General features: G+C 70.9%; 15 protein-coding genes and 2 pseudogenes. 11 read left to right on the top strand and 6 right to left on the bottom strand.

The window, feature by feature from the left end:
* The first annotated feature begins 69 nt into the window (after positions 1 to 69).
* A complete protein-coding gene (locus tag AB0M99_RS29690; protein WP_365925804.1) occupies positions 70 to 1047 on the top strand; it encodes an L-threonylcarbamoyladenylate synthase in 978 nt (325 codons plus the stop codon).
* A 19-nt stretch (positions 1048 to 1066) separates the two neighbouring features.
* On the opposite strand, the gene AB0M99_RS29685 is transcribed toward AB0M99_RS29690, so the two are convergent.
* On the bottom strand, positions 1067 to 1708 hold the full coding sequence (locus AB0M99_RS29685) for a carbonic anhydrase (RefSeq protein ID WP_365925802.1): 642 nt from the start codon (positions 1706 to 1708) through the stop codon (positions 1067 to 1069).
* 266 nt (positions 1709 to 1974) lie between these two features.
* Between AB0M99_RS29685 and AB0M99_RS29680 the strand changes: the two genes are divergently transcribed.
* Positions 1975 to 2517, top strand: a complete 543-nt coding sequence (locus AB0M99_RS29680; RefSeq protein ID WP_365925800.1) for a hypothetical protein — start codon at positions 1975 to 1977, stop codon at positions 2515 to 2517.
* Here the strand turns inward: AB0M99_RS29680 and AB0M99_RS29675 are convergent.
* Complete coding sequence (locus AB0M99_RS29675; protein ID WP_365925798.1) at positions 2474 to 2839, bottom strand: transposase; 366 nt, start codon at positions 2837 to 2839, stop codon at positions 2474 to 2476. The genes AB0M99_RS29680 and AB0M99_RS29675 overlap by 44 nt on opposite strands.
* A gap of 591 nt (positions 2840 to 3430) precedes the next feature.
* The gene (locus AB0M99_RS29670) at positions 3431 to 4075 is read right to left on the bottom strand and encodes a class I SAM-dependent methyltransferase (RefSeq protein ID WP_365925796.1); all 645 of its coding nucleotides are present in this window, start codon (positions 4073 to 4075) and stop codon (positions 3431 to 3433) included.
* 98 nt (positions 4076 to 4173) lie between these two features.
* Between AB0M99_RS29670 and AB0M99_RS29665 the strand changes: the two genes are divergently transcribed.
* From AB0M99_RS29665 to AB0M99_RS29630, 8 genes are all read left to right on the top strand, one after another.
* Entirely contained in the window at positions 4174 to 5271 is a 1098-nt protein-coding gene (locus tag AB0M99_RS29665) for a radical SAM protein (RefSeq protein ID WP_365925794.1), read from the top strand.
* Complete coding sequence (locus AB0M99_RS29660) at positions 5264 to 6163, top strand: hypothetical protein (protein WP_365925792.1); 900 nt, start codon at positions 5264 to 5266, stop codon at positions 6161 to 6163. Before AB0M99_RS29665 ends, AB0M99_RS29660 begins: the two co-directional genes overlap by 8 nt.
* Before the next feature lie 59 nt (positions 6164 to 6222).
* Positions 6223 to 7131 (top strand): putative selenate ABC transporter substrate-binding protein, encoded by a 909-nt coding sequence (locus AB0M99_RS29655; RefSeq protein ID WP_365925790.1) that lies wholly within the window; start codon positions 6223 to 6225, stop codon positions 7129 to 7131.
* A complete protein-coding gene (locus tag AB0M99_RS29650) occupies positions 7128 to 7880 on the top strand; it encodes an ATP-binding cassette domain-containing protein (RefSeq protein WP_365925788.1) in 753 nt (250 codons plus the stop codon). Before AB0M99_RS29655 ends, AB0M99_RS29650 begins: the two co-directional genes overlap by 4 nt.
* Complete coding sequence (locus tag AB0M99_RS29645) at positions 7877 to 9595, top strand: ABC transporter permease subunit (protein ID WP_365925786.1); 1719 nt, start codon at positions 7877 to 7879, stop codon at positions 9593 to 9595. Before AB0M99_RS29650 ends, AB0M99_RS29645 begins: the two co-directional genes overlap by 4 nt.
* Positions 9596 to 9771: 176 nt before the next feature.
* On the top strand, positions 9772 to 10263 hold the full coding sequence (locus tag AB0M99_RS29640; protein ID WP_365925784.1) for a Chromate resistance protein ChrB: 492 nt from the start codon (positions 9772 to 9774) through the stop codon (positions 10261 to 10263).
* A 113-nt stretch (positions 10264 to 10376) separates the two neighbouring features.
* Positions 10377 to 10577: a hypothetical protein gene (locus AB0M99_RS29635; protein ID WP_365925782.1), complete on the top strand. Its 201-nt coding sequence runs from the start codon at positions 10377 to 10379 to the stop codon at positions 10575 to 10577.
* 31 nt (positions 10578 to 10608) lie between these two features.
* Positions 10609 to 10806 carry a hypothetical protein gene (locus AB0M99_RS29630; RefSeq protein WP_365925780.1) on the top strand — a complete coding sequence of 66 codons (198 nt, stop codon included), beginning with the start codon at positions 10609 to 10611 and terminating at the stop codon, positions 10804 to 10806.
* Positions 10807 to 10999: 193 nt separating this feature from the next.
* Here AB0M99_RS29630 and AB0M99_RS29625 read toward each other — a convergent pair.
* The 3 genes and pseudogenes from AB0M99_RS29625 to AB0M99_RS29615 form a co-directional block, all read right to left on the bottom strand.
* Positions 11000 to 11442: pseudogene (locus AB0M99_RS29625) on the bottom strand (DUF2267 domain-containing protein).
* Positions 11443 to 11535: 93 nt separating this feature from the next.
* On the bottom strand, positions 11536 to 11931 hold the full coding sequence (locus tag AB0M99_RS29620) for a DUF2267 domain-containing protein (RefSeq protein ID WP_365925778.1): 396 nt from the start codon (positions 11929 to 11931) through the stop codon (positions 11536 to 11538).
* 104 nt (positions 11932 to 12035) lie between these two features.
* Positions 12036 to 12467 (bottom strand): Hsp20/alpha crystallin family protein, encoded by a 432-nt coding sequence (locus tag AB0M99_RS29615; RefSeq protein WP_365925776.1) that lies wholly within the window; start codon positions 12465 to 12467, stop codon positions 12036 to 12038.
* 127 nt (positions 12468 to 12594) lie between these two features.
* Here AB0M99_RS29615 and AB0M99_RS29610 point away from each other — a divergent pair.
* Positions 12595 to 13014 (top strand): annotated as a pseudogene (locus AB0M99_RS29610) (type III effector protein); the annotation flags it as partial.

Below are 13014 nucleotides of genomic sequence, written 5' to 3'. Positions count from 1 at the left end.
GGGTCTCGTCGTCATACGCCGGCGAGATCAGGTACGTGGCGAATGGAACCGTGAGAGGGAAGTACGAGGGTGACGGCAATATCCACTGACATCGAGAGGGCAGCGGGTGTGCTGCGCGCGGGGGGCCTGGTGGCCTTGCCGACCGAGACCGTCTACGGTCTGGGCGCGAACGCCGAGGACCCCGTCGCCGTAGCGCGGATCTTCCAGGTCAAGGGTCGGCCGCCCTCTCATCCGCTGATCGTCCACATTGCCGCCGCGGACCAGTTGGACGACTGGGTCGAGGAGGTGCCCGCGACCGCGCGCCTGCTGGCCGAACACTTCTGGCCCGGGCCGCTGACCCTGGTCCTGCGACGCGGCCACCGCGTGCCGCTCGAAGCGACTGGTGGTCTGGAGACGGTGGCGGTGCGCGTGCCCGACCATCCCGTGGCTCTCGCGCTGCTGTCGGCCTTCGGCGGCGGCGTCACGGCCCCGTCCGCCAACCGCTTCGGCTCGGTCAGCCCCACCACCGCGGACCACGTCCGGGAGGAGCTCGGTGACGCCGTCGATTTCGTCCTGGACGGCGGCTCCTGCCAGGTCGGCGTCGAGTCGACCATCGTCGACGTCACGGGCGAGACCTTGAGCATCCTGCGACCTGGCGGGGTGACGCGTGAGGACCTCGAAGCGGTGCTGGGGCATCCGGTCGCGGTCCCGTCTACGAGCGGTGTCCGGGTGCCGGGCCAGCACCCGTCGCACTATGCGCCGCGTGCGCGAGTCGTCCTGGTCGAGCCGGAGCAGGTCGTCGCCGAAGCCGAGCTCGCCCAGGAGGCGGGGCACCAGGTGGGCGTCTTTCTTCCCCCGTCCCTCGCCGACGCTACGGTGAAGGCGCACGCCGTGGTGGCGCTGCCCGGTTCGCTGGACGCCTACGCGCACGGGCTGTACGGGTTCCTGCGTGAGCTCGACCAGCAAGGGTGCGACCTCATCGTCGCGTCCCTGCCGGTGGAGGAGGGGCTGGGGCTGGCGGTCGCCAACCGGCTTCGCCGGGCCGCGGGGCCCCGGCCCTCCGCGTGAGCAGCCACTGCCGGGGCGGTCAGGATGCGGTGGGGACCGCCGCGTCGAGGCCGCGGGTGGCGACGAGCTGGGCGCTGCCGTCGGACAGGCGGTAGGACAGCCCCACCACGGCGAGGCGGCCGGCGGCCACCGCATCGGCCAGGATGCGGGAGCGTTCCAGCAGCAGGTCCACGGTGTGCTCGATGTGCTCGTCCAGGATCTCTTCGGCCGTTTCGCGTCCGGCGGCGCGGGCTGCCAGCACGCTGGGGGTCACCCGTTCGACGACGTCCCGGACGAAGCCGCCCGGTGTCTGCCCGTTTTCCAGGGCGGAGCAGGCCGCGGCGACCGCGCCGCACGAGTCGTGGCCGAGGACGACGACCAGCGGCGCGTTGAGGACGCTCACGCCGAACTCTATGGAGCCGAGGACTTCGGTACCTGTGACGTGTCCGGCGGTGCGGACCACGAAGAGGTCGCCCAGGCCGCGGTCGAAGATGATCTCGGCGGCCAGCCGGGAGTCGGAGCACCCGAACAGCACGGCGAAGGGCTGCTGGGACGGTGCGGTCTCGGTGCGGCGGGTGGCGTCCTGGTTCGGGTGCTCGGGGGTGCCGGAGACGAAGCGCTGGTTACCGGCCATGAGCAGGTCGAAGGCGTCGTGGGGCGTCGGGGTCTGGGTCTCGGTCATGGCCGCAGCCTACGAGGCGGTACCCGCCGTCGCAGCAGCTGGTCCCGCCGGAAGGCTCCGGGTCGGACGACGCAACCGACGCCGGTATCACCCCCAGGCGCTGGGCGAGGACGGTCTCGATGCGGAACCTCAGCGCGCAGCGCAGCTGCCCGGCCCCGTAGGGGTCTACCGCTGTCCGTTCGTCCTGCACATCCGCACAACGAGCGGGGCGCTGCTCGCGCTGTCGGCCGAACGGGCCGTGCCCACTCGCCCGACAGCCGGCTGCCGTGGTCGGACTGCTGGAACAGCGCGAGCTGGGTGGTTGTTCTCGGGTGGACGCGCTGCGGGAGGAAGCCGACCGTATCCAGGCCGAACTGGCCGTGGCCGAGCGGGAGTGGCAGGAGTGGGCGATTGCCCGCTCGAAGGTCGGCGAGGTGCTCGCCCCGGCGGAGGAGACCGGGCAGGACTCTGTCCGGGCCGACGAGAGTGCGCCGGCCACCGAAGGGCAGCCAGGAAAGGCCCCGCAGTCGACGGCGGTGGCGAAGCCGAAGTCGCAGGTGCCCATGTGGCGCGAGGGTTTGGCCTGGTCAGTGCTGTCGGTGGACTACCAGCGAATCCTGCAGTTGGGGGCGGACCGGGCCCGGCTCGGTCAGGGGCCGGTGACCTGCCAGGAGATGGCAGCCGCCTTCGGTACGGACGTGGTGCCGGCGCGGGTGGAGGCGCTGCGGTCGAAGGCGAAACGCCTGGTGGCGCGGGGCTGGCTGGCCGAGCCGGCACCGGGCCGGTTCACGCCCGCGCCGGGTGTGGCCCAGCCCGGCGGCGGCTCATGACCATGGTCATCGACCACAGGATCATCGCCTCGACACTGACGGTGCGCCGTTCGTGGTCGCGGGCCAGGCGGCGGCTGCGCATGAGGTGGGCGAACAGACGCTCGACAATCCACCGTTTCGGCAGCACCACGAAGCCGCGCATGTCGTCGCTGCGCCTGACGATCGCCAGCACCAGGGCGAGCGCGGCCAGGCAGTGCTCGACGAGGCTGCCGGTGTAGCCGCCATCAGCCCAGATGAGGGCGAGGCGGTGGTGCGTGGCGGCCACCCGCGCCAGCAGAACCTGCGCGGCCATGCGGTCACCGACATCCGCGGCGGTGGCCATCCGCCGAGCAGCAGGCCGAGGGTGTCGACCCCGACGTGCCGTTCTTCGCATCGGATGTCTGCTTGCAGCCGTCGTAGCCGCGGCTGTCGGTGCCCACCACGGCGTCCGCCTTGACTGAGAGTCGATCACCCCGGCCGTGGGCTCCGCATCCTTGCCCAGCCTCGCGCGGACCCTGGCGCGCAGCCGGTGGAACTCCTTGACCAGGCCACGGTCGCGCCAGCGGCGGAAGAAGGCGTATGCCCGGTCCCACGGCGTAGGAAGTCGGCCGGCATGGCGCGCCACTTGATTCCGTCGTCCACGAGGTGCGGATCGCGTCCAACATTGCGCGGTGGCAGTACGCCTCCGGCTGCCCGCCGCGGCCTCGCATCCAGCCCGGCACCGGCAGCAACGGCCGGACCGCGGCGCACCCCGGTACCGGGCGGCGCCCCCGTGCCGTGAGCTTGGCGACCCATGTTCATTGAGGGAGAGAAGGGCGCCATGAGTCAACGTGGGCCCGAGCTGACGACCAGGGCGAGCCGACAGCGTGATGAGGTGAGGGCAGGCGGAACCGGACCCGCGATGCCGCACGGGCCCGGGGCGCGCCGATGCGGTTCAGCGGCGTTGCATCAGCACTGCGGTGAACTGTTGGGAGGTGCCCCACGGGGTGATGTGGTCCTCGCCGGCGGTGTCGACGAGGTGAAACCCTGGGAACTGGTGGGCGAGTTCGGCGTGGGAGTAGCGGTTGATCGGGAGGCCGCTGCATGTGGTCGGGCCGTCCGGGCCGAACGTCGCCACGACGAGCCAGCCGCCCGGTCGCAGTGAGCGCTCCAGTGAGGCGAGGTAGTCGGTGCGTTCCTCGGGTTCGGTGAGGAAGTGGTAGACGGCCCGGTCGTGCCAGAGGGCGTAGGTGCGCCCTGTGTGCAGGTCGAGGACGTCGGCCACGGTGAGGGCGATGTCCTTGGCTGCCGGGCCGAGGCGGTTGCGTACGGTCTGCAGCGCGGTGGCCGACAGGTCGATGGCCGACAGGTCGTGGTAGCCGCGCTCGACGAGATGGTCCACCAGGGTTGACCAGCCGGCGCCGACGTCGATGATCGGCTCGTCGCGGGCGAGGCCTGTGCGGTCGACCAGGCTCAGGGAGAGCCCGGGGACCGACTGCCACCAGGAGACCCCGTCGACGTCCTTGCCGTGATGGATCTCCTCCCAGTACGCCGCTCGGGCCGTCGGGGTGTCGGGGCGGGGGATGGCGTGGTCCGTCATGGCTTGAGGGTAGACCTGGCGGCACGGCCCCGCGGCGTCATGATTCGGTAATGTCCCGCATGTCGGATATCGGGCCTTTCTGCCGCTAGCATGACGCCATGGTCGAACTGGCGGATCCTGACCCGGCGGCGAACCCCCTCGGCTTGGTCGAGGCCCTGGTCGACGGCGGCGATATGGACTGCGGCAGCGGTCTGCTGCTGCTGATCACCCGTGCGATGCGGCGGCTCGAGCCCGGGCAGCTGCTCGGGGTGCGCAGCGCGCAGGTCAGTGTCGTCACCGATCTGCCCGCCTGGGCCGAGCTGACCGGTCATGAGGTGGCCACCGCGGTCGCCGAGTCGGCCGGGGGCCCGTGGTGGTTCGCCGTGCGCAAGGCGGGCAGGGCCGCCCAGACCGACACCGTTTTCTCCCGGGGCGAGCGGACGCCGGTGGGCCGGCGGCTGTGGATCTACACCAATTTCGACTGCAACCTCGCCTGCGTGTACTGCTGCGCCGAGTCCTCTCCGAAGGCCGCGGCCCGGCGCTTCGGCACGGACCTTGCTACCGCGGTGTGCGGGGAGTTCGTGGCCCAGGGCGGCCGTGAGGTGTTCTTCACGGGCGGCGAGCCGTTCATGCATCCCGAGCTCGGCGCCGTGGTCGCGGCGGCGGCCGGTCTGGATCGCACCGTACTGACCAACGCCATGATCTTCTCCAAGGGCAGGCGCCGGGAGACCCTGGAGCGTCTGGACCGCGATGTGGTGCTTCAGATCAGCCTTGATTCGGCCACGCCCGATCTGCACGACCGGCAGCGGGGTGCGGGGTCGTGGTCGCGGGCGGTCGAGGGCATCGAGCTGGCCCGTTCGCTGGGTTTCCGGGTGCGGGTGGCAGCCACGTTGTACGACGAGGACCCCAAGGGCGTCGAAGAGTTGCACCGGCGTCTGGACGACGCCGGGATCGCCTCGGGGGACCGTGTCATCCGGCCGGTGGCCCGTGAAGGCTTCGCCGCCACGGGTGTGCGCGTCACCCTGGAGAATCTGGAGCCCGAGCCGACGCTCACCGCCGATGGAGCGTGGTGGCATCCGGTGGCGGTCACCAACCCGCGTCTGCGGATCGCCGATGCCCCGCTGCCGTTGGCCGAGGTGTTCGGCGTCGTGCGGGACACACTCGCCGTCCAGGACGCCGCCGCCCGCTCGGGACGTGAGGTGTTCCGCTGTGCCTGAGAACGTACGCACACTCATCCGCTGGCTTTTCGCCCCAGCGACCGACGAGGTCCGCCGTGAGCAGGCAGCCGGCGCGGCCTTCCTCCGGGTCCTGCTCGGCCTGATGTGGCTGTACAACGTGGAGTGGAAACGTCCCCCGGACTTCGGCAGGGATACCGGCGGGGGGCTCTTCCACTTCACGTCCCTGGCCGTGAGCCACCCGGTGTTCCCTCCGTACAGCTGGATTGTGGAACATCTCGTACTGCCCAACATGGTGGTGTTCGGCTGGGCGGTGCTGATCGTCGAGACCGCACTGGCGGTCATGCTGCTCACCGGTGCGTGGGTACGGGTGGCCGCGGCTCTAGGGGTGGCCCAGTCCATGGCCATCGCCCTCTCGGTGGCGTCCGCCCCGGGTGAGTGGCCGTGGGCCTACTGGCTGATGATCGGCGCTCATGTGGCGGTCCTGTTCTCATCGGCCGGGCGTGTACTGGCTGTGGACGCGGTGCGCTCCGGCACGGCCCCGGCCCGCAACCTCGGTCAGTTCTGGGGTGTGCTCGCGGTGGTCGTCGGCGCCTACAGCGTGCTGAACTCCGCCGGCGATCCCGGCACCACCCGGGGCTCCGGCCTGACGTCCACCGGTCTCGCGGTCGGCCTCGGCGCGTACAACCTCTTCGGCGGCCTGGTGCTGCTCGTGGCCGGTGTACTGCTCTTGGTAGCCGCCCGCGGGCACATCGCCCTCCTGGGCTGGGCGGCGGCGGGCGTCGGCGGGGCGGCCGCCCTGTCCCTGTACGCCCAGATCGGCTTCAGCGGTCCGTTCCTGGGCGGCACCGCGACCTCGGCTGCTTTCCTGCTGTCCCTCGCCGTGGTCGCCGCAATGGTCGCCGCCTCAGGCCGGGCGGCACCGCGCGACTGACGCCGCCGCTCACCACCACGGCCGGCAGCACCGGTGACACCAGTGACAGGGAGATGGCCATGTCTGTGAAACCGGTGACCCGTCGCACGTTGCTCCTCGGTGCCGGAGTGACGCTCGTGCTGAGCGCCTGCGGCCGCCAGGGCGGGTCGGATTCCCGGCAGCTCGGGATTTCCGCCATTCCCGATCAGGACCCCGAGCTCCTCAACCGGCTCTACCCGGCCGTGGCCGAACGGTTTGCCGAAGCGACCGGCCTCAAGGTCGCCTACCGGCCCGTCACCGACTACACCGCCGTGGTTCGTGCCTTCGAGATCGGCGACATTCACCTTGCGTGGATGGGCGGACTGACCGGCGTCCAGGCACGCGCGCGTGTACCGGGAGCCACCGCCATCGCGCAACGGGACATCGACGCCGACTTCCACAGCCTCTTCATCGCCCACACCGATTCGGGCCTGCGGCCGTTCGACCGGATGGACGGGTTGCGCGCCCTCGCCGGGCACACCCTCACCTTCGGCAGCGAGACGTCCACCTCCGGCCGGCTCATGCCCCAGTACTTCATGCGGCAGGCCGGACTCGAACAGAGTGACCTGCGGGGCAAGCCCGGCTTCTCCGGCTCCCACGATGCCACCATCGAGTTCGTCGCGAAGGGCAGCTTCGAGGCCGGCGCCGTCAACAAACAGGTCTGGGACGCCACCGCAGCGGCGGGCAAGGTCGACCTGAGCAAAGCGGTCGTGCTGTGGCAGACCCCCGGATACGCCGACTACCACTGGCTGGCCCGCCCGGACCTCGACAAGACCTACGGCGCCGGAACGAGGCAGAAGATCCTGGCCCTGCTCCTGGGGCTCGACCACCGAAACACAGAGGACGCCAAAGTACTCACACTCTTCGGCGCCACATCGTTCATCCGAACGACGAACTCCGCATACGACCGGATCGAAGGTGTGGCCCGGGAACTGGGGCTGCTGCAGTGAGCGACACTGCTCCGGTGATCCGGCTGTGCGGAGCGGGGCGCCGGTTCGGCTCGCACCAGGCGCTGCGCGATCTGGATCTCACCGTCCACACCGGGGAGCGCATCGCGGTACTCGGCACCAGCGGAGCCGGCAAGACCACGCTCCTGGCCCTGCTCAACGGGTCGCTCGAGCCGACCACCGGCAGCGTGGAGGTCTTCGGCGAGAACCTTGCACGTCTCTCCGCCACACGGCGCAGACTGCTGCAGCGACGCATCGGCTCGGTGAGCCAGGACCTGGCCTTGATCGAACGAGTCCGGGTGGTGCACAACGTCAACGCGGGCAGGCTCGCCCGATGGAGCACCACCCGCGCCCTGGCCTCACTGGTCTGGCCCCACTCACTCGACGTGGTCAAGGACGCACTCGACCGCGTCGACCTCGGCTGGGCCCTGCACGAACGCACCGAACGCCTCTCCGGCGGCGAGCGGCAACGTGTCGCGATCGCCCGCCTCCTGGTACAGGCACCGGAACTGGTACTGGCGGATGAACCCGTCTCCAGTCTCGACCCCGTGCGCGCCGCCAGAATCCTCGCCCTGCTCGCCACCTCGACCCTTCCGAGCGCGAGAACACTCGTGGTCAGCCTGCACCAGCCGGCCCTCGCACGCGAGCACTGCACCCGCGTCGTGGGCCTGCGCCACGGCCGAATCGTCCTCGACCGCCCCGCCGCCGACACCAGCGACGCCGACCTGCACGATCTCTACGCGCTCGTATGACACTCCGGCTGGACACCCCGCCACCGCCACCGCCCGCCCCCGTGCCGGGGCGCAAGCCCGCGAGCGGACGACGGGTACAGCTCCACAGACTCGCGGCCCTGACGGCGGTGACCGCGCTGCTGGCCTGGGCGGCCCGGCACGCCCTGCCCCCGGGCGGCGAGCTCGTCAACCAGGGCGGTCTGGCCCTGCTCGACGACATCGCGGCCAGTGCGCTGCATCCCTCCCTCGCCCCCGACTTCCTCGCGGTAGTACTCAAGGCGACGGCAATGACGCTCGCCCTGGCCCTGCTCGGGACGGCGGGCGCGCTGATGCTCGGCCTGACCGGCGGACTCATCCTCTGCAACGTGGCGTGGAGCAGCTCGCCGCCCTGGCCGGTACGTGCCGGGCGCCTTGTCCTGCGCGGTGCGCTGGTGGCCGTCCGCTCGGTCCACGAGCTGGTATGGGCACTGCTGTTCGTCAGCGTGCTCGGCCTCAACCCGCTCGTCGCCGTCCTCGCACTCGCCCTGCCGTTCGGCGCGCAGAGCGCCCAGGTCTTCGCAGAGACCTTCGACAGCGTGCCCGACGGTCCGCTGCGAGCCCTGCGCGCCGCCGGCGCCAAACGGGGCTCCGCTCTCGCCTACACCCTTCTTCCAGGGACAGCGCCGCTGCTGCTGTCCTACTCCTTCTACCGTTTCGAGTGCGCGCTGCGCTCCACCGTCGTGCTCGGGTTCGCGGGTGTCGGAGGCCTGGGATTCGAACTCACGGTCAGCCTGCAATCACGCAACTGGGACGAGGTCTGGACACTCATCGCGGCCCTGCTCGCCCTCGCAGGGCTGATCGAACTGTGGAGCAACCGAGTCCGCTCCGACGTCGCGGTGGTGACCTGCGCCGACTGGTCGGTCGGACACGAGCGCTCCCACGACGAGGACCGCTCACCACGCGGCCTGTCGCGCACGACCCGCTGGTCTCTGATCCTGGTGATCCCCGCGACCGCCCTCGCCTGGTGGTGGACCGGCCTCTCACCGGCCGGACTCACCTCGGACCGCACCCACGACCTCGGCGCCCGGCTCCTGTCCGACCTGTGGCCTCCCACACTCCCGGAGGGCGGCTGGCAGGTTCTGGCCGGCGCCGCACTCGACTCCGTGGCCATGGCCCTCCTCGCCATGGTGATCGCGGTCCTGATCACCATGGTCGTCGGCCCCTGGGCCAGCCGCCCACGCGCCGACCGCCGCGGCCCGGCGGCCGGGGGCCGGCAGGCCCTCTGGTGGGCGGCCCAGTCGCTGCTCCTGGCGCTGCGGTCGATCCCCCCAACCGTGTGGGCCATCATCGCGCTCCTCGCCCTCTTCCCCGGCATCCTGCCCGGCGCCCTGGCGCTCGGGCTCTACACCGGCGGCATCCTCGGCCGGCTCGTCGCCGAAGCCTGGGAAACAATGGACCTGCGCCCCCGCGAGTCCCTGCGCAACACCGGCGTACCCCGAGCGGCAGCCGCCGCGGTGGCCATGGCACCGCCCTCCGCGAACCACCTGATCACCTACACCCTCTACCGGTTCGAAATCTGCGTACGCGACACCGCCATCGTCGGCGTAGTCGGCGCCGCGGGTCTGGGCCGACTGCTCAGCGAACGCCTCGCAGCCTTCGACTTCCCCGTAGTCACCAGCATCCTGCTGGCGTCGTTGCTGGTCAGCATGTCCGTCGAGGTCCTCGGACGCCGACTGCGACGCACCCTGCGGGCCTGAACCCACATCGCGCCACCTCCGCGCTGATCATCGGCATGGCAAAGATCTTCAACGTCGCCGACGCATGTCATCCACAGAAAACGATCGTCGGGTCATCGCTCACCCCCAACCCGAGGCGGGTCGCCCCCGCGTCAGCCGATACAGGCGTAACTGTAACGGTTGCTACATTCCTGTGCGTGGCGAACAGTAATGCGAGGGTCCGGTGGCTGGTGCTCGTGATCAAGCTGCCGACCGAGCCGACAAGGCACCGGGTGGCGGTGTGGCGCGAGCTGCGGAAGATCGGCGCGCTCTCGTTGGGCCAGGGCATCTGGGCGGTGCCGGACGTACCGGTCTTCGCCGACGGGACCCGGCGTGCGGTGGAGCTGGCCGAGCGTGCCCAGGGGCAGACCGTCACCCTTCAGGCGTCCGGACGCTCCCCCGAGGACGCGGCCCGCTTCGAGGCGATGTTCACCGCGGCACGATCAGAGGACTGGGCCGAATTCCTAGCGGACTGCGACAAGTTCGAGCAGGAGATCGCCAAGGAGATCCGTACCGCCAAGTTCACGCTGGCCGAACTGGAGGAGGAGGAACAGAGCCTGGAGCGGCTGCGGCGCTGGCACCGGGACCTGACGGCGCGGGACGTGTTCGGTGCGCCGGATGCCGCCCGGGCGGCCGAGCGGCTGGGTTAGTGCGTGTCGGCCTGCGAGGACTACGCGGAGCGAGTTTTCGCCGCGCTGCACCAGAGCGAGGGGGCCGGGTCATTACCGACCAGACGCATTGTGGCGGCGGGTCCTGACCGCACTTGCCGACACGGACCTGGACAGCGGGGGAACGGGAGCGCATCCTGGCTCTGGGCGCCGCCCACCTCGCCCGCACCCGCGCCGGCGAAGGCGGGAATCCGGCCGACGAGGACGTCCGGCGGATCGGATTCGCAGAGTTCGCCCTCCTCCTGGACTCCGACGCCGCATGCACGGCGCTGGGGGAAGCCGTCCGAGGCGGGTAACCCGTCCGAACTGCGACGCGTTGAACCTGGTATGACGACCACGACGATGCGCCCGGCACGTGCCGTCGGCGTACCGCACGGCGGGGACGAAACGGTTCACCGGCCCGACGGGGAGCCGATCTTCACCGAGCTCTCGCACCAGTGGCGAACCGCCGGACGGCTTGTCCCCGGACAGCGCGATGAGGAGTGGACCATGCTGGTGCGCCGCCTCCCCTGGCCCGGAGGGTGAATGCGGCGGCGAAGGCCGCAGGGGGCGGGACCTTCGCCGTCGCGGGGCCCGGAGAGGCCTAACGTGCTGCGGTCCCTGGCTCCGGGCGCGGTACCAGGGACCGCGGACGGCACGAGTCCCGTGGGTCTTGGCCGACCCGTGCACGCGTCGCGCTGTCTAACGCTCCCCGGCGCCGACAGGACACGGGCCTGCTCTATGCGGCCGGATGGAGTTCGGCGCGGCCGAACAGCAGGGTGTAGCCGGTGGGGAGCTGGGCCAGGATGCGGGTGATCAGGTCGGGTCCGGCGTAGGCGGTGACGGTCGCGAAGACGGAGCCGGTGTCCCAGCCGGTGGTGGCCAGACTCGCGCCGGTACGGGTGGCGAGGTCCTTGACGAAGGCCCAGCCGGTCAGCGGTTGGGTATCGGGGATCTGCGCGGTCAGGACGCGTGCGGCCTCCAGGGGCAGGCAGGCGGCCAGATCGACGCGTTCGTCGCCGGTCATCTGCCGCCCCAGTCCCGCGAGGACGAGGCGGACGGCTTCGTCGGCCCGCTCGCGGGTGGGGTAGGCACCCTCGTAGCGGACCTTCCCAGCATCTGCTCGTACGCCGCCCCGTACGGCTGCGGGGGCTCGAGCGGTACGCGCACGTCGGTGATCACGTCTGGATGCCTTTGTCAGCGGCCCGATGGCGCCGGATGGTACGCCCGGGGCTCAGGTGATGCCCGGCGCTTCGGGCGCCGGGCGTGGATGAGTCAGGTGGGCCGTGGGCGGCCGAAGAGCAGGTCGTAGCCGACGGGGAGCTGGAGCAGGATCTGCCCGAGCAGGTCCTCGCCGGCGGCGTCGGCGACGGTGGACAGCACGGCGCTGACGTCCCAGGTCGCGGTCTGCTCGGTTGCGCCCTCGATCCACGCGGCGGCCGCGCGGACGAACCTCTCCGGGGACAGCGGCTCGGCGCTCTGCAGCGGGTTGAGCAGGATCAGGGCGAACTCTTCGGGCAGGCGTGTGGCGAGCTGGGCGCGGATGTCACCGACGAGGTGTGCGCCGAGCAGGGCGAGAACCACGCGGGCCGCACGCTCGGCTTCGGCCGCAGTGCCGTATTCGCCGCGTTCCTTCACGCGGTCGAGGAACGCTTCGCGTCGCAGAGTCATCTCGGCCACCCCTACCTCGTGGGACTGCTCGCGGAGGTGCGGAGGGCGGGGGTGAGGGGGAGATCAGGAGCCCCGTCCTCCGCACCGTCTCCGGTCGGAGGATGTCAGCCGGAGATCTCCTTGCGGCCGGAGCCGACGCCGATGGAGATCTTTCGGGGCTTGGCGCGCTCGGCGATCGGGATACGCAGGGTGAGGACCCCGGCGTCGTAGTCGACCTGGATATGCTCGGTGTCGAGGGTGTCGGCGAGCACGATCTGGCGGGAGAAGCCCCCCAGCGGCCGCTCGGACAGCTCCATCTGCACGTCGTCGGCCTTCGCCACCGGTCGCCGCTCGGCCTTGACGGTCAGCATGTTCCGCTCGACGTCGATGTCGATCGCGTCCGCGGTCACACCGGGCAGGTCGAAGGCCACCACGTACTCGTCGCCCTCGCGGTAGGCATCCATCGGCATCGACGACGGCTTGGACCAGGTACCCGGGCCCATCAGCTGCTGCGCCAGACGGTCCAGCTCACGGAAAGGGTCAGTGCGCATCAACATCGTGAAACACCCCCAACAGGTCCAGACGGTTGCTGCCAATGCGCTGCACTGACACCGTTGCAACATGTCATCCAATGGATGACAAACATGATGTCAATGACTCGATGACAGCTTTCAGGAGGTGCTCGTGACCACAGCCGACCCGCCCTCCACGACTCACGCCGACGCCCACAGCCCGGCCTCGTTCCTCGCCGCCGCGGCGGCCCTGGCCGCTATAGACGACGCCCTGCGAACCGCCCAGCACGGGGACCCCGACCTCCACGGTTCTGGCCCGGGCCCGGGCCCGGAGCAGGCGCTGGCCTCGCTGATGCTGCTGCGGCAGGTGCGTGAGCAGCTCGTCGGATGGGAGACCGGCCTGATCGAGACCGCCCGCGATGCGGGGGCCAGCTGGGCCGACCTCGCGGCTCCTCTCGGTGTCGCCAGTCGGCACGCCGCCGAGCGCCGTTACCTGCGGGGCCGTCCCGGCCCTGCGGGGACCACCGGTGAGCAGCGCGTGACGGCCACGCGCGAACGCCGCGCCGCCGACCGCATGGCCGCCGGCCTGGCC

Origin of the sequence: Streptomyces sp. NPDC051183 (assembly GCF_040682455.1) — a bacterium.
In the GTDB taxonomy this organism is placed as follows: Bacteria; Actinomycetota; Actinomycetes; order Streptomycetales; family Streptomycetaceae; genus Streptomyces.
Note: the sequence above shows the minus strand (reverse complement) of the source record. Positions and strands in the feature narration are given on the sequence as shown.